Source organism: Salegentibacter sp. Hel_I_6 (assembly GCF_000745315.1).
Classification (GTDB): Bacteria; Bacteroidota; Bacteroidia; order Flavobacteriales; family Flavobacteriaceae; genus Salegentibacter.
This window is the reverse complement of the sequence record NZ_JQNQ01000001.1, coordinates 2,234,552-2,249,306: the sequence shown is the minus strand read 5'-3', so window position 1 is coordinate 2,249,306 and position 14,755 is coordinate 2,234,552. Positions and strand designations below refer to the sequence as shown.

Genomic DNA, 14,755 nt, shown 5'->3' with positions numbered 1-14,755 from the left:
TTTCTTGAATGGCTTGTCTTTACTAAGCTCCCCCTCTTGGGCTCGAACCAAGGACCCTCTGATTAACAGTCAGATGCTCTAACCAACTGAGCTAAGGAGGAGTGTATCGCTCTTTTGCGGTTGCAAATATAAACCAAATTTTAAATCACCACAAAACAAAAATTGAATTTTTTTTAGGTTTTTTTATTTAAGGAATTCATCGAAATTCTATCACTCAAATAACCAACGATATACGTCATTTCCATTAGCAAAAAGTACTAATGCAATTAAGATGAAAAAACCTATCATTTGTGCTACTTCCATAAATTTATCGTTCGGTTTTCTACCGGTTACCATTTCATATAACAAAAACATGACGTGTCCCCCATCTAAAGCTGGGATAGGTAAAATATTCATAAACGCCAGGATAATAGAAATAAGCGCCGTGGTGGCCCAAAATTGCTGCCAGTTCCAGGCATCGGGAAACATTCCGCCAATAGCTCCAAAACCACCTAATTGCGTGGCTCCTTTTTGGGTAAATACATATTTAAACTGAGCTACATAATCATGCAAGGTCCAGTATCCATAATTAAAACCTTCCTTTATGCTTTCAGCAAGATTATATTTCTGATTCTTTACCACAAAATCACGACGAGGGGCTATTCCGAGTTTTCCATCTTCATCGGGGGTTACCATCACGCTTTTAATTTCATCTCCTCTCTTAAAAACAATCTCAATTTCTTTCCCTTTATTCTCTTCAGAAACAGGCCCAAGAGTATGCCAATAACCAATTTCCTGGTTATTAATAGAAATCAAACTATCTCCTTTTTTTAAACCGGCTTTAGCTGCTGCCTGTTCTGCAACTACCGTGTCTAAAATTGCGCGCTGAATAGGCACAAAGGGTAACATAACCCCCTGTTCCCACATTTGCTCTCCAATATTTTCTGGAACCTCAATAATTTCTTCTTCCCCACTTTGGCGTAAAACTGTTATACTATTTACATCACGCATAAATAGATATCGATTTACATCATCACTATTTTGAAGATCCTCCTCGTTAATTTGCAAAACCCGGTCGCCATCTTCAAAACCATACTGTTTAAATTCTTCGGCAATTGCAAATCCCTGTGGCATTTCATCGGGGCCAACGTAATTTTTACCCCAAACAAACATAATCATCATATAAATAAGGAAACCAAGTACAAGGTTTACGGTAACGCCACCAAGCATAATGATAAGTCGTTGCCAGGCCGGTTTACTTCTAAATTCCCAGGGCTCTGGCGGCTTTGCCATTTGCTCCTTATCCATACTTTCGTCTATCATCCCGGAAATTTTCACATAACCGCCTAATGGCAACCATCCAATTCCGTAAACCGTACCACCAATTTTCTTCTTGAAAAGTGCGAATTTCACATCAAAGAAAAGAAAGAATTTCTCTACTCGGGTTTTAAATATTTTGGCGGGAATAAAATGCCCAAGTTCGTGTAAAACGATAAGTAAGGACAAGCTTAACAGTAACTGTATGGCTTTAACTATAAATGGATCCATGCGTAATGCTTCAAATTTTAAATCGCACAAAAGTAACCTTTTATAATCTCCTATAAAAGTTAAAAGCCCTCCTGTTTTAACCAGCTGAAATTTTAGGTTTTAAACTGCGACTAATTGATTGTTAGGACTTAATTTTGCATAAATTTTCCTGAGATAATCCTTCAGGATTTAAATTGCAAAAACTAAATATCCCCATTATTATCGGGGCGTAGGAAATAAATTTCGATTATAGCGTAAACTTATTAATATGCGTAACCTCTTTAACTGGCTCAAGAAATTTGCGATTGTACTTTTTATACTTTCGGTAATTATTATTTATAGTATTTATACGCTCTTAACTCCCGAAGAACGCTTACCTGTTTTTCAACCCGATATGGTAAATGCTGAATTAGTAGATTCAACCGTGCAACATGTGCGAAAATACCACACGGTTAAAGATTTTGAACTTTTCAATCAAAACGGCGATACCATCACCCAGGATTTTTATGAAGATAAAATTTATGTAGCCGATTTCTTTTTTACCACCTGCCTTACCATTTGCCCGGTAATGACAGACCATATGTTGGAAATTCAGCAGAAAATTAAAGACGATCCTGAAGTACTTTTACTCTCCCACACCGTTTTTCCAAAAACAGATTCAGTGCCGGTTTTAAAAGCTTATGCTGAAGAAAAAGGGGTTATCGATGAGAAATGGAATCTTGTTACCGGCGATAAGAAGCATATTTATGAACTGGCTCGAAAATCTTACCTCGCTTCAAAAAGCAATGGCGATGGCGGCCCTTATGATATGATTCATACCGAAAATTTTGTACTGGTAGATAAAGAAAAACGCATTCGCGGATTTTACGACGGTACTGATGCCGAAGCCATAAAAGATCTTATGCACGATATCAAGGTCTTAAAAGAGGAATACCGCTAGTATAGACTTTTTCCATTGAAATTTTTTCCTGCTGGAATTTTACCTTACTTTTGCCTTGTTTAAAATCAATCTAAATAAAAAGTGAAACGAACCCTGGCCGATTTAAATCGTGGTGAACGCGCAATTATCAAGGAATTTTCAGAAGAAAATATTCCGTTGAAATTGCTCGAAATGGGTTGCCTGCCGGGTAATGAGGTTGAAATGTTACAAATGGCCCCATTTAGAGACCCTATGTATCTAAACATTAACGGCAGCCACCTGGCCATTAGAAAAGAGATCGCTTTACTTATAGAAATTGACCTTATAAGCTAACATGGCTAAACAATTAAATGTCGCTTTAATAGGAAACCCTAATACCGGTAAAACTTCGGTGTTTAATCAGCTCACCGGTCTTAATCAAAAAGTGGGCAATTACCCGGGGATAACTGTTGAAAAGAAAGAAGGAATTTGTAAACTTCCTCGCGGACTTAAAGCTCATATTCTTGACCTTCCGGGAACCTACAGCCTAAATGCCTCTTCTTTAGATGAAAATGTGGTAATAGAATTACTGCTGAATAAAAGCGATAAAGATTATCCCGATGTGGCCGTAGTAGTTAGCGATGCTGAAAACCTAAAACGAAACCTCCTCCTTTTTACCCAAATTAAAGATCTTGGAATTCCAACTATTTTGGTGATAAATATGGCCGACAGGATGGAGCGCAAAGGAATTTCCCTGGACGTAGATTTACTGGAAGAACGCTTAAAAACAAAAGTTTGCCTGGTAAGTGCTCGTAAAAACACCGGAATTGATGAGCTAAAGGAAGCAATTATTAATTATCGGCATATTTCAAACGAACCTTGCGTAAATGCATCGATAATAGCACCAGAATATTTTGATCGCCTACGGAAAGCTTTTCCAAAACAATCTCTTTATAAACTCTGGCTGGTAATTACCCAGGATGTAAACTTTGGTAATATCAATCGGAAGGAAATTACAAATTCCGATCATTTTGATACCAAATCTCATTCTGAACTAAAGAAACTTCAACATAAAGAAACCATTTTAAGATACCAGTTTATCAATGGTGTTTTAAAAGAAACAATGAAAGTTGACGCCAGTGCCGCTAAAGATTTACGTTCGCGTTTAGATCGCGTGCTTACTCATAAAATTTGGGGTTACGCGATATTCTTCGGAATTCTCTTATTGATTTTTCAGGCGATTTATAGTTGGTCCAGCTACCCCATGGATCTCATAGACGAAACTTTTGCCTTTTTAAGTGAATGGACAAAAACAAACTTGCCGGCTGGAGCTTTCACCAATCTTATTGCTGAAGGTATTATTCCCGGACTTGGCGGGATTGTGATTTTTATTCCGCAAATCGCTTTCCTGTTTTTCTTTATTTCTATTCTGGAAGAAACCGGCTATATGAGCCGCGTAGTATTTCTTATGGATAGAATTATGCGAAAATTCGGACTTAGCGGAAAAAGCGTTGTCCCCCTGGTTTCAGGAACTGCCTGTGCAATTCCCGCCGTTATGGCCACCAGGAATATAGAAAGTTGGAAAGAACGTTTAATCACTATTTTGGTAGTTCCTTTTACTACCTGTTCTGCGCGATTGCCGGTTTACTTAATCATAATTGCGCTGGTAATTCCAGATAGGGCCGTGTGGGGCTTTAACCTGCAAGGTTTAACTCTAATGTTACTTTACCTGCTAGGCTTTGCTGTTGCTATTGGTTCTGCCTGGATCTTAAATGCAATTCTAAAAATTAAAAACAGAAGCCATTTTGTAATTGAAATGCCCAACTACAAGATGCCAATGGGAAAAAACATTGCCATTAATGTGGTTGAAAAAACCAAATCTTTCGTGTTTGGGGCCGGAAAAATAATTCTCGCTATTTCAATTGTATTATGGGTTTTGGCCAGCTACGGGCCGGGAGATAATTTTAATAATGCCAGTGAAATTGTGAGTGAACAATATGACGAGCAGAGCAATATCACCGAAGGCGAGCTTGACGAAGAGATTGCTTCTTTCAAATTAAAAAATTCCTATATAGGGATTATGGGAAGAGGTATTGAGCCGGTTGTTGCACCTTTAGGTTATGACTGGAAAATTGGAATTGCTATAATAAGTTCTTTTGCCGCCCGGGAAGTTTTTGTTGGCACTTTAGCCACAATTTATAGCGTAGGCAGCGATGAAGAAGAAACCATAAAAAACCGAATGGCTGCAGAAATAAATCCAATTTTGGGAGGACCGTTATTTACATTTGCAAGCGGAGTTAGCCTTCTGTTATTCTATGCATTTGCGATGCAATGTATGAGTACACTTGCTATTGTGAAAAGAGAAACCAACACCTGGAAATGGCCCGTTTTACAATTGGTGGTAATGACACTTTTTGCCTATTTGGTAGCTTTAATTGCATTTCAACTATTAAATTAAGTGTAAGTTAAATCTTATAAAACGACTTAGAAACTATGGAATTATTACAGGAAATACTTGTCTTTATCACTTTCGCGATTGCATTGGGATATATTATGACAAAATTTATATGGAAACCTGCTTTTCTAAAAAAGAAATCTGAAAAAACCAAAGCTTGCGGAGGATCTGGTTGTGGTTGTGATTAGCCTTCTTCCTTATGCTGACTAATTTCTAACTGAAGCCTATATTCTGAGGCGGATATTTTTCTTGAAGTTTCAGGATATGGCAATAATGAAAATAAATTTACTGCATAATCCTCTTTAAAAAAATCACCAAGAAATGTCTGAAAAGAACTGGAATTCGCCCCCACATTTATAACTTCTTCTCCAAGAAGTTTTTCTTTTTCATAAAGTGCCACCAAAACTTTTGCCTCACCTGCCCTAACACAAGTCACATTGCTGGGGCAACGGGAATCCAGAATCACTTCTTTAAACTCAACAGATTTTCCATCAAAACTTAAAGCATCGCCGGGAGCGGTTTCAGCAGAATACTTTATAATTTCTATTTTCTCCTGTGCCTGTATACCAGGCGAAAAAATAAAAAACAGAACAATTAGTATATAAATTTTCATCAATAGTAGTTTTCTATAACTACTATAAAGACTATGCCAGAAACTAAATGTTGCAATTTACGCAAGGCCTACATCCAGGGTCATCATCACCATAAAACCTAAAATAAAACCCATAGTAGCAATATCGGTATAATTCCCCTTCTGAGACTCTGGCACTACTTCTTCCACTACCACAAAAATCATTGCACCGGCCGCAAAAGAAAGTGCATAGGGTAAAATAGGTTCAAAAGTCATCACCGCCCAGGCACCAAGCACTGCAGCGAAAGGCTCTACAATAGCCGAAAGTTGACCAAAATTAAAACTTTTCCATCGGCTCATTCCCTGCCCGCGCAGCGGCATGGCAACCGCAAAACCCTCAGGAAAATTTTGTAAGCCAATTCCTATAGCAAGAGCTACGGCACCACCAATACTGGCCCCTTCCAGTCCTGCACCCGCAGCACCAAAAAGCACGCCTACCGCCAGGCCTTCGGGAATATTATGCAAAGTAATTGCCAGGGTAAGTAGAACGGATTTATGCCAGGGTGTTTTAATTCCCTCCTTTTCACTCATCTTAAAATTCACGTGCAGGTGAGGTAATATTTTATCAAGACCAAACAAAAAAAGTGCACCCAAACCAAAGCCCACAAGTGGTGGTACTGTTTTTTCAAACCCTTCTCCGGGACTCATTTCTATTCCGGGTGCCAATAAACTCCAAAAACTGGCAGCTACCATAACGCCACCGGTAAATCCAAGCATTCCGTCAAATAATTTTCTGTCCATATTTTTGAAAAGAAAAACCAGGGAAGCTCCGGCTGCGGTAAGTAACCAGGTGAAAATTGTAGCCTGTAATGCTGCCATTACCGGGTCTAATTGCTCGAAATAAGCGATTAAATCTTCCATTTATTACTGTGTTTTTATATATAGATTATTTGATATCAATTGTGAGATCCTTAGCTGATGTTCTTCTATGAGAATAAGCATAGACCCATCAAAAGCTTCCTTTTCGAGAACTTTTATTTCTTTCCCAAGGGAGATATTATTCTTGTCTAAAAATCTCAAAAATTCTGAAGAAGAATCTTTAACCCCGACACAAATTCCGTTATCGTTTTTATCTAATTCTGATAGCAACATTTTGTTTGCCACACTAAAGTTTCCGTCAGCATCGGGAATTGGATCTCCGTGAGGATCGCGTTTAGGAAAACCTAGAAATTCATCTAATTGTCTCGTAAGCTTTTCAGACTTTATATGTTCCAATTGCTCGGCCACATCGTGTACTTCATCCCAATTAAAATTCAGCTTTTCTACCAGAAAATATTCCCATAACCGGTGTTTTCTAATAATTTCTATTGCTGTTTTCTTCCCCAGCTCACTTAGTTTAACGCCCTGATATTTCTTATAGATCACCAGCTCTTTTTCTGATAATTTCTTGATCATATCAGTAACCGAGGAAGCTTTAGTATCCATTTCTTCTGCCAGCGCGTTGGTGCTCACACCTGCCTGGTATTTCCTTTCTAAATGAAAAATCGCTTTAAGATAATTTTCTTCTGAAAAACTAAACATATTTCTAATTTACTCGGTAATCGAGATTTAAAATTCTCCGAGGCTTAGCTCGAAATTAAATTGTTCACTACTTATGTCTCTTGAACTGTAAGACAATTTACGTTTCCCAAAAATACATTTTTAAAATTAAAAACCTATTTTTAGACTTATCTAAATTTTATTTATAGTTTTGTCAAAAATAAGTAAATGAAAACTTTAGGAACATTATTTCTGCTATTTACCGTGAGTTTAGGTTTTGCTCAGCAAGGCAAAATCCTGGGTGAAATCACCTCAGCCGGAAATCCTGTTGCTTTTGCCAACGTCTATATAGAAAATTTGAGTCTGGGTACAACAGCCGATAAAAACGGAAAATTTCTTCTAAAGAACATTCCGCAGGGAAATCATCTTCTGGAAGTTAGTGCTATTGGTTTTCAAACATTTAGTAGGGAAATTTTTATTTCTGAAGAACAAACTTCTAATCTCAATATTGATCTTCAAGAATCTGCAGCCGAACTCGAGGAGATCGTGATTGTAGATACACAAACGGGACTTACACGCCGAACCCCTTATAATGTTTCGAGCATTAGTATGCAGGGTATAGAAAACAAAGGAAACCCTAACGGAATGATGGGCACTTTAAGGGAAGTTCCCGGTGTTTATGGAGCAGAATTCGGGCAGGGGATTGTGAAACCTTTTATCCGCGGACTTGGTTTCTCCAGGGTGGTTACTATTTACCAGGGCAATAAACTGGAAAATCACCAATGGGGCGCAGATCATGGACTTGGAATAAATGACCTGGGCATAAAAAAAGTAGAAGTTATTAAAGGTCCTGCTTCAGTGTTATATGGTTCAGGCGCATTGGGTGGAGTTTTACTCACTCGGGATGACGAATCCTATAAAAAATCGACGGATTTTTCAGCAAATATTGGCACCACTTTTAATAGCGTTTCCAACGGAATTCGCACCTATGCTTCTCTAGGGAAATCTTTTGAAAATGGCATTTTTATAGCTACCGATCTTGCTTATGAAGATCACGCCGATTATAAAAACGGGGATAACCGAATTATTGGAAATAGCCGGTTTAACACGAAAACCTTTCGGTTACATACAGGAATTGAAAAGAAAAATTTTCAGAATAAATTATCATTTTCCTTTAATGACCAGAATTTAGGGATTATTCTGGATGAAGAAATGCAGGATTCCCAAAGTCTCGCCACAACACGAAACGATAGGGAAATGCAATTGCCGTTTCAGGAAGTAAAAGACTATTTGCTTTCTTACAACCAGACCACGCAACACGAGAATTTTGAAACTTCTTTACATCTTTCCCATCACTCCAATAACCGAAAGGAAGTGGAGGAAAATTTTAACCTCGTAGACCTTGGTTTACAACAAAACCATAGTTTTTATAATGCCCGGATAAGTTTCCCTAACGGAAAAATAAAACATAGCTTAGGAACCCAGGGAAGTTTTGTAAAAACGCGAAATATTGAAAATTCGCATGAATTTCTAATTCCCGACGCCGATGTTTTTGAAAACGGATTTTATTATTTGGCAAGCTTAGATATTGAATCCTGGTATTTACAAGGCGCCCTCCGCTACGATTATAGAAATGTTACTGCAGACGCCAGTTCTGCCCAACTAATTGCCGACGAATTTATACTTCCCGGAAATCCTGAAAATCGAAAACTTACTAGAACCTTCAACGGGTTTACAGGTTCAATTGGAGCCACTAAAAAATTTAATTCCAGAAATCAATTAAAACTGAATTTCTCTACCGGTTTTAGAGCTCCAGATCTGGCTGAATTATTTTCTAACGGTCCGCATCCAGGAACCAGCAGATTTGAAAAGGGAAACGACCAGTTTGGCAGGGAGCAAAGTTTACAGGTTGATGCCAGCTATACTTACCGAAATAAAAGATTTGAAGGCACTTTTTCCGCGTTTGGTAGCCGGGTAAACAATTATATTTATTTCACCGCTACTGATGAAACATTGCCGGATGAAAACCTGGAAATATGGTCTTACCTGCAAACCGATGCCGATCTTTATGGTTTTGAGTTTGAGCTGAAACACAGCTGGCTAAACCATCGAAGACTGGAAACAAAACTTTCCGGAGCCATTGTTAGAGCCTGGGATATAAAAAATGAGCGTAATTTAAGCTTTATCCCGCCAGATAATTTTAACCTGGAAATTGGTTATTTCGGTTTAAAAGATAGGTCGCTTTATGCTTTTTCAAAATTAAGATTGGTAAGTGACCAAAACAGGGCCGGTCTCAACGAGGAAACTACAGCTGGTTATACGTTGCTTAATTTGGGAGTAAGTAAGAAATTTAATTTAGGAAACGATCAGCTGGAAACAGGAATTACGGTTTATAACACCTTAAATAAAAACTATGTAGACCATATGTCAATTTTAAGGGCGTTTAACGTGAGTAGCCCCGGTAGGAATTTTATGCTGAATTTGAAATATAATTTCTAAAGTCCGCGTTCCTTTTGAATTTGGTCATAGGCTTCCTGAACTTTATTGAATTTTTCGCGAGCTCCTTTTCTATAAGCTTCATCCATATGGCCTAATTTATCGGGATGATATTTTTTAACCATATTTCTGTATGCTTTTTTAACCTCAGCATCTGTAGCAGATTTTTCAATTTCAAGGATTTTATAAGCATTATCGGCAGATTTAAAGAACATAGCTTTTAAGCTTTCAAAATCCATTCGGCCAATTCTAAGATAGCCCGCAATTTCCTGGATCACGCGTGCTTCAGATTCACTAACGCGACCATCGGCTTGCGCTATTCCGAAGAGAAAATGAATAATTTGTAGACGTGCAGGATATTTGGTTCTGGAAGCTAAATACTGAGAAATTCTTGACGCTGAAATTTCACGGTTTTTAATTAATTCATTAAAAGTTCTAAATGTTGCATTGGCTCGCTCTTTCCCATAGGCTTGCACAAAATAGGAACGTACATAATCCATTTCAGACTGGGAAACCTGGCCATCGGCTTTAATTACAAGAGAACAGAGCGAAAGTAAGTTAAGTTCAAAATCGCCGGGAGAAACTTTTTGCTCTCCCTGCTGCCCAAACATTTGTTTAAATGCACCGCCACTTCCACGCGTCCAGTTATCTATAAGCGTTCCTATAATAAATCCTAAAATGGCTCCCGGAAACCGGAAATACATATAGCCAATTACGGCGGCAATCCATTTAAACATGAAGAAAATTTTAAATAAGCGGCAAAGATACTATTTTACTCGATAATCGAGATTTAAATGCTTTGAAGCTTGCCTCGAAATCAAATTGTATTTTCTAATCAAAATGCTTCGGAAGCTTGCGTTGAAGTAGTTTACTCATTAAACGAGATTTAAATGCCCTAGAGCCTTAACCCCAAAATTTTGTTAGCCTGGGTCGTGTATTTCGACAAATTATTTAATTAAGTTCATCGATTTAACCTATTCGCACATAATTAATTGGAATATGGGCAGCTGAAGTTAATTTGGTATCTTTGTCACTTACTAAAGTTTAATACAAAAAACAAAATATATGTATCCAGCAGATTTAGTGAAACCTATGCGTGAAGACCTTACCAGCATTGGTTTTGAAGAATTACACAGTGTAGAAGATGTAGAGAACGCAATGAAGAAAGAAGGAACTACCCTGGTAGTTGTAAATTCGGTTTGTGGATGTGCTGCCGCCAATGCAAGACCAGGCGCCAGAATCTCTTTACAGAATGCAAAAAAACCAGATAATTTAGTGACTGTTTTCGCAGGGGTAGACAAAGAAGCTACAGATAAAGCTCGTAGCTTAATGGTACCTTTCCCTCCATCTTCGCCTTCTATGGCACTTTTTAAAGATGGTGAATTAGTACATATGCTAGAGCGTCACCACATTGAAGGTCGCCCGGCTGAAATGATTGCTGAAAACCTTATTGGAGCTTATAACGAGTTTTGTTAAGCAGCAGCCAGTATAAATTATTGAATGGCTGGTTGAAAAGTCTTATTACGTCAAGCTGAACTTGTTTCAGCTTCTAAGTTAATTTGAAACTAGATCCTGAAACAAGTTCAGGATGACGATCAAAAACATTTTTTCAACCAGCCATTTTTTATTTCCCTTTCCCACATTAGTATTTGTAGGTTTACGGCTTAAATACTTAATTTAGCTGCATAATCTAAGAGATGAAAAAAATACTTTCATACCCCTTAACGGTTTTATTCTATTTCTTTTTCTTTCTAAACCTGTTGGTTTTTCATCCTATCCAGTGGTTGTGCTTAAAACTTGGTGGTTACCAAACACATAAAAAGAGTGTGGATGTTTTTAATCTATTTTTAATGCGTTGCCTTAATATTTTAGGCACCCGTTTTAGTATTGAAAACACTCAGAATATTCCAATAGAAAAACCCTGTATTTTTGTTGCAAATCACCAGGGAATGTATGATATCCCACCTATTATATGGCACTTGCGCAAACATCATCCAAAATTTGTGAGCAAAAAAGAATTAGGTAAAGGAATACCAAGTATTTCGTTTAATCTACGCCACGGAGGCTCTGTTTTAATAGATCGAAAAAATCCAAGAGAATCACTTATTAAAATGGCCAAATTTGCTAAATACTTAAATAAAACAAATCGCTCTGCGGTAATTTTTCCAGAAGGAACCCGCAGCCGAACCGGAGCTCCAAAAAAGTTTGCCGTTAGCGGAATGCAGATGCTTTTTAAACAAATGCCAGAAGCTTTAATTGTTCCCATAACTATAAATAATTCCTGGAAACTTTTTAAACACGGCAATTTTCCTATGGAACCCGGCGTTCATATCAAGCTAAAAATTCACGAGCCCATTCCTGTAGCTTCAGACGATCCGGAAAGTTTGGTTGCTAAAGTGGAACGAACTATTATTGCGGATATTAAGTAATACGCCTGTAGGTATATTAAAACGTCATCCTGAATTTATTTCAGAGCCTGCTCCGAAATTTATTCGGAGATCTAAGATCTTAAATTGTAATAATATCAGAAGCTGAAACGAGTTCAGCTTGACGAAGCGACACTTCCAAAATATTCTTTGATTAAAATATGAATAAACCCCAGATATTAAAAAATACTAAAACCTTCGTAAAAGAAACCCTTAAAAATGCTGAAGGTGGTCACGACTGGTTTCATATTCAGCGGGTTTGGAAAAATGCGAAACTGATTGCAAAAAATGAAAATGCTGATCTTTTTATCGTAGAATTAGGCGCTCTGTTGCACGACATCGCCGATTCAAAATTTCACAATGGAGATGAAAGTGTTGGACCCAACGTGGCATCAAAATTTCTTGAGAAACAACAGGTTGATGCTGAAGTTATAGATCAGGTGGTAAAAATCATCGAAAACGTATCTTTTAAAGGCGGAAATATTCAGCGGGAATTTAATTCGATTGAACTCGAAATAGTTCAGGATGCCGACAGGTTAGATGCGCTGGGTGCAATAGGAATTGCCCGTACCTTTAACTATGGAGGCTTTAAAGGCCGTGCCCTTTACGATCCTGAAATTAAGCCAGACCTGAATATGAGCAAAGAAGAATACAAAGCTTCTACTGCACCAACCATCAATCATTTTTACGAAAAATTACTTTTGCTAAAAGACCGAATGAATACTGAAACAGGAAAGGAGATTGCCCAAAGGCGCCATGAATTTATGGAACTTTACCTGGAGCAATTTTATGCGGAATGGAACGGAAAAGTTTAAATTTTAAGATTTCTCCTTTTGACAGGTAGGACAGAAATAAGTGGTTCTCCCCGAAACTTTTATTTGTTCAATTTTACCGTTCTCCCTGGGACATCCTACGTCTTTTTTACGCACCGAAGTTAGATAAGACTTCGGGAGTTTCTTCCCTTCTACCCTGGCTTCTTTTACCACTTCCAGGACTTCTTCGATCTCTTTAAAAATCACCAGCTTCTCTTTTTCTGAAAGTTTATCAACTTTGATTGTTGGATGAACTTTGGCCTGGAAAAGCACCTCATCGGCATACAAATTTCCAATTCCCGCGATGAGTTTTTGGTTCATAAGCAAGCCTTTTATCGTTCCGGTTTTTCCATCCAAAATTTCTGAAAACTGTTCTTTTGTAAGGGCAAGCGCATCAAATCCCAGATCATTTTCTTTCTGAAATTCAGCTAAACTTTTAGCTAAATAGAGCTTTCCAAATTTACGCGGACAGGTAAAGGAAACCCGGGAATGGTCTTCGAAGGTAAGTGTGAGTTGTGCATACTTTGGCACCTCATCGTGTTGATAATATTCCAGTTTCCCGGTCATTCCAAAATGCACTACCAAAACCCCTTTATTCTCTAAATTTAAGAATAAGTATTTCCCCAGGCGTTCGCTTCCGGTAAATTGATTGTCTTTTAGGGTTTCTACAAATTCACTTTGAGCCGACTGGTATATTTTTTTATCACCGGTCTCTACATTTACTATCTTTTTATGCAAAATAGTAGCATCGGCATATTTTTTCTGGTAAGCAACTTCTGGTAGTTCTGGCATGTCTTTTCAGTTATGAGTTATCGGTTTCCGGTTATCTCCTATCTCTAAAATATTAATGATTTTAGCTTTAAGCTTATAAATTCATCATAAAGTTTATTATCAAAGTCTGAACTGGTTTTAGCAAAACGACGGTCTCTCAAAACAGCTTCATTTGTCCGTCTTTAAATTCTTCATGTAGATCGCAGTTTAGCAATGGTCTTTCTCTTCCTTTTAAATATTTAGCTCGCGCTATTTTAAATTGTTGCTTTACCTGATCTGCAAACTCGCCTTCTCCTTTCATTCTCGTTCCAAAGCGACTATCATTTAGACTCCCGCCGTGTACACTTTCAATTTGACTTAAAACTTTATCGGCTCTATCTGGCATTGTTTTCTTAATCCAATCGGTGAAAATTGCACCAATCGAACCATTTAAACGCACAATGGTATAGCCAATGCCCAGGGCACCCCTTTCTGAAACCTCTTTGACCAAAGGCATGATTTCGTGAGAGTTGATGGCGGGAATTATAGGAGCCATCATAACACTAACAGGAATGTTTGCCAGAGAAAGTTTCTCTATGGTTTCCAGGCGTTTTTTAATGCTTGCGGTTCTAGGCTCCAAAATCCTTCGGGTTTTTTCTTCCAGCGAAGTAACCGAAAGGTTCACGTGTACTAAATTATCTGCTGCCAGCTCTCGTAAAATATCCATATCCCTTTGCACCAGTGCATTCTTGGTAATAATTCCTACCGGATGTTTATACTTCAGAAACGTTTCCAGTAGTTGGCGGGTAATTTTCAGTTTCTTCTCAATAGGCTGGTAACAATCGGTATTTCCGGAAAGTACAATAGGAGCAGCTTCCCACTTTTTACCGCTTATTTTCTTTTCAAGCAACTGGACCGCGTTTCTTTTTACAAGAATTTTCTGTTCAAAATCGAGTCCGGCGCTATAACCCCAGTATTCGTGGGAATTACGAGCATAACAGTAAACACAACCGTGTTCGCAGCCCTGGTAAGGATTTAGAGAAAAACCCATACCCACATCGGGGCTGGTCACTTTATTCACAATACTTTTAGGAAAAGTATCTAATAAAACGGTTTTAGAGTTTTGCACCTCATCCCCTTCAGTAGCACAATGATTTAGAAAATCATCCCTAAACTCGTGATTGTGCGCATCAAATCGGTTAGACACATTTAACTGCGCACCTCTTCCGTAGATAAATTCATTATTATTGGACATATTACAAATTTATGGAATATATCCTATTAATAGAATAAAAAATAAGC

Annotated in this window: 15 protein-coding genes and 1 tRNA gene; 8 read left to right on the top strand and 8 right to left on the bottom strand. The window is 37.9% G+C overall.

Annotated elements, in window-relative coordinates; genetic code table 11:
• Positions 1 to 27 precede the first annotated feature (27 nt).
• Positions 28 to 101: transfer RNA gene (locus FG27_RS09915), tRNA-Asn, on the bottom strand.
• A 109-nt stretch (positions 102 to 210) separates the two neighbouring features.
• Positions 211 to 1,527 (bottom strand): RIP metalloprotease RseP, encoded by a 1,317-nt coding sequence (gene rseP, locus FG27_RS09910; protein WP_037318559.1) that lies wholly within the window; start codon positions 1,525 to 1,527, stop codon positions 211 to 213.
• 247 nt (positions 1,528 to 1,774) lie between these two features.
• Here rseP and FG27_RS09905 point away from each other — a divergent pair, with 247 nt between their 5' ends.
• From FG27_RS09905 to FG27_RS19265, 4 genes are all read left to right on the top strand, one after another.
• Entirely contained in the window at positions 1,775 to 2,446 is a 672-nt protein-coding gene (locus tag FG27_RS09905) for an SCO family protein (protein WP_037318558.1), read from the top strand.
• A gap of 81 nt (positions 2,447 to 2,527) precedes the next feature.
• Entirely contained in the window at positions 2,528 to 2,758 is a 231-nt protein-coding gene (locus tag FG27_RS09900; RefSeq protein ID WP_037318557.1) for a FeoA family protein, read from the top strand.
• Between the two features lies 1 nt (position 2,759).
• Positions 2,760 to 4,862, top strand: coding sequence for a ferrous iron transport protein B (gene feoB, locus FG27_RS09895; RefSeq protein WP_037318555.1), 2,103 nt, complete (start codon positions 2,760 to 2,762; stop codon positions 4,860 to 4,862).
• 35 nt (positions 4,863 to 4,897) lie between these two features.
• On the top strand, positions 4,898 to 5,047 hold the full coding sequence (locus FG27_RS19265) for a hypothetical protein (protein WP_197051682.1): 150 nt from the start codon (positions 4,898 to 4,900) through the stop codon (positions 5,045 to 5,047).
• Here the strand turns inward: FG27_RS19265 and FG27_RS09890 are convergent.
• Genes FG27_RS09890 through FG27_RS09880 form a run of 3 tightly spaced genes read right to left on the bottom strand, consistent with a single transcriptional unit; the run spans position 5,044 to position 7,011 of the window.
• Positions 5,044 to 5,472 carry a hypothetical protein gene (locus FG27_RS09890; protein WP_037318551.1) on the bottom strand — a complete coding sequence of 143 codons (429 nt, stop codon included), beginning with the start codon at positions 5,470 to 5,472 and terminating at the stop codon, positions 5,044 to 5,046. The two genes, FG27_RS19265 and FG27_RS09890, sit on opposite strands and share 4 nt — an antisense overlap.
• A 57-nt stretch (positions 5,473 to 5,529) precedes the next feature.
• On the bottom strand, positions 5,530 to 6,351 hold the full coding sequence (locus tag FG27_RS09885; RefSeq protein WP_037318546.1) for a ZIP family metal transporter: 822 nt from the start codon (positions 6,349 to 6,351) through the stop codon (positions 5,530 to 5,532).
• A gap of 3 nt (positions 6,352 to 6,354) precedes the next feature.
• Complete coding sequence (locus FG27_RS09880) at positions 6,355 to 7,011, bottom strand: metal-dependent transcriptional regulator (protein ID WP_037318545.1); 657 nt, start codon at positions 7,009 to 7,011, stop codon at positions 6,355 to 6,357.
• A 186-nt stretch (positions 7,012 to 7,197) separates the two neighbouring features.
• Here FG27_RS09880 and FG27_RS09875 point away from each other — a divergent pair, with 186 nt between their 5' ends.
• Complete coding sequence (locus FG27_RS09875) at positions 7,198 to 9,468, top strand: TonB-dependent receptor (protein ID WP_037318544.1); 2,271 nt, start codon at positions 7,198 to 7,200, stop codon at positions 9,466 to 9,468.
• Here FG27_RS09875 and FG27_RS09870 read toward each other — a convergent pair.
• Complete coding sequence (locus FG27_RS09870; RefSeq protein WP_037318543.1) at positions 9,465 to 10,202, bottom strand: TerB family tellurite resistance protein; 738 nt, start codon at positions 10,200 to 10,202, stop codon at positions 9,465 to 9,467. The genes FG27_RS09875 and FG27_RS09870 overlap by 4 nt on opposite strands.
• A 328-nt stretch (positions 10,203 to 10,530) precedes the next feature.
• Here FG27_RS09870 and FG27_RS09865 point away from each other — a divergent pair, with 328 nt between their 5' ends.
• From FG27_RS09865 to FG27_RS09855, 3 genes are all read left to right on the top strand, one after another.
• Positions 10,531 to 10,941, top strand: a complete 411-nt coding sequence (locus tag FG27_RS09865) for a BrxA/BrxB family bacilliredoxin (protein WP_037318542.1) — start codon at positions 10,531 to 10,533, stop codon at positions 10,939 to 10,941.
• A gap of 221 nt (positions 10,942 to 11,162) precedes the next feature.
• Positions 11,163 to 11,894, top strand: a complete 732-nt coding sequence (locus FG27_RS09860; protein WP_037318541.1) for a 1-acyl-sn-glycerol-3-phosphate acyltransferase — start codon at positions 11,163 to 11,165, stop codon at positions 11,892 to 11,894.
• Positions 11,895 to 12,052: 158 nt separating this feature from the next.
• Positions 12,053 to 12,706, top strand: a complete 654-nt coding sequence (locus FG27_RS09855; protein ID WP_037318540.1) for an HD domain-containing protein — start codon at positions 12,053 to 12,055, stop codon at positions 12,704 to 12,706.
• A 3-nt stretch (positions 12,707 to 12,709) separates the two neighbouring features.
• Here FG27_RS09855 and FG27_RS09850 read toward each other — a convergent pair whose 3' ends face one another.
• A complete protein-coding gene (locus FG27_RS09850; protein WP_037318537.1) occupies positions 12,710 to 13,495 on the bottom strand; it encodes an Fpg/Nei family DNA glycosylase in 786 nt (261 codons plus the stop codon).
• A 136-nt stretch (positions 13,496 to 13,631) separates the two neighbouring features.
• Positions 13,632 to 14,708 carry a PA0069 family radical SAM protein gene (locus FG27_RS09845; RefSeq protein WP_037318534.1) on the bottom strand — a complete coding sequence of 359 codons (1,077 nt, stop codon included), beginning with the start codon at positions 14,706 to 14,708 and terminating at the stop codon, positions 13,632 to 13,634.
• Positions 14,709 to 14,755: the final 47 nt, after the last annotated feature.

What these genes read in the sequence shown, in the direction of transcription:
- rseP (WP_037318559.1), bottom strand. Translation starts at nt 1,527, where the DNA reads ATGGATCCATTTATAGTTAAAGCCATACAGTTACTGTTAAGCTTGTCC.
- FG27_RS09905 (WP_037318558.1), top strand. Translation starts at nt 1,775, where the DNA reads ATGCGTAACCTCTTTAACTGGCTCAAGAAATTTGCGATTGTACTTTTT.
- feoB (WP_037318555.1), top strand. Translation starts at nt 2,760, where the DNA reads ATGGCTAAACAATTAAATGTCGCTTTAATAGGAAACCCTAATACCGGT.
- FG27_RS19265 (WP_197051682.1), top strand. Translation starts at nt 4,898, where the DNA reads ATGGAATTATTACAGGAAATACTTGTCTTTATCACTTTCGCGATTGCA.
- FG27_RS09890 (WP_037318551.1), bottom strand. Translation starts at nt 5,472, where the DNA reads ATGAAAATTTATATACTAATTGTTCTGTTTTTTATTTTTTCGCCTGGT.
- FG27_RS09885 (WP_037318546.1), bottom strand. Translation starts at nt 6,351, where the DNA reads ATGGAAGATTTAATCGCTTATTTCGAGCAATTAGACCCGGTAATGGCA.
- FG27_RS09880 (WP_037318545.1), bottom strand. Translation starts at nt 7,011, where the DNA reads ATGTTTAGTTTTTCAGAAGAAAATTATCTTAAAGCGATTTTTCATTTA.
- FG27_RS09875 (WP_037318544.1), top strand. Translation starts at nt 7,198, where the DNA reads ATGAAAACTTTAGGAACATTATTTCTGCTATTTACCGTGAGTTTAGGT.
- FG27_RS09870 (WP_037318543.1), bottom strand. Translation starts at nt 10,202, where the DNA reads ATGTTTAAATGGATTGCCGCCGTAATTGGCTATATGTATTTCCGGTTT.
- FG27_RS09865 (WP_037318542.1), top strand. Translation starts at nt 10,531, where the DNA reads ATGTATCCAGCAGATTTAGTGAAACCTATGCGTGAAGACCTTACCAGC.
- FG27_RS09860 (WP_037318541.1), top strand. Translation starts at nt 11,163, where the DNA reads ATGAAAAAAATACTTTCATACCCCTTAACGGTTTTATTCTATTTCTTT.
- FG27_RS09855 (WP_037318540.1), top strand. Translation starts at nt 12,053, where the DNA reads ATGAATAAACCCCAGATATTAAAAAATACTAAAACCTTCGTAAAAGAA.
- FG27_RS09850 (WP_037318537.1), bottom strand. Translation starts at nt 13,495, where the DNA reads ATGCCAGAACTACCAGAAGTTGCTTACCAGAAAAAATATGCCGATGCT.
- FG27_RS09845 (WP_037318534.1), bottom strand. Translation starts at nt 14,708, where the DNA reads ATGTCCAATAATAATGAATTTATCTACGGAAGAGGTGCGCAGTTAAAT.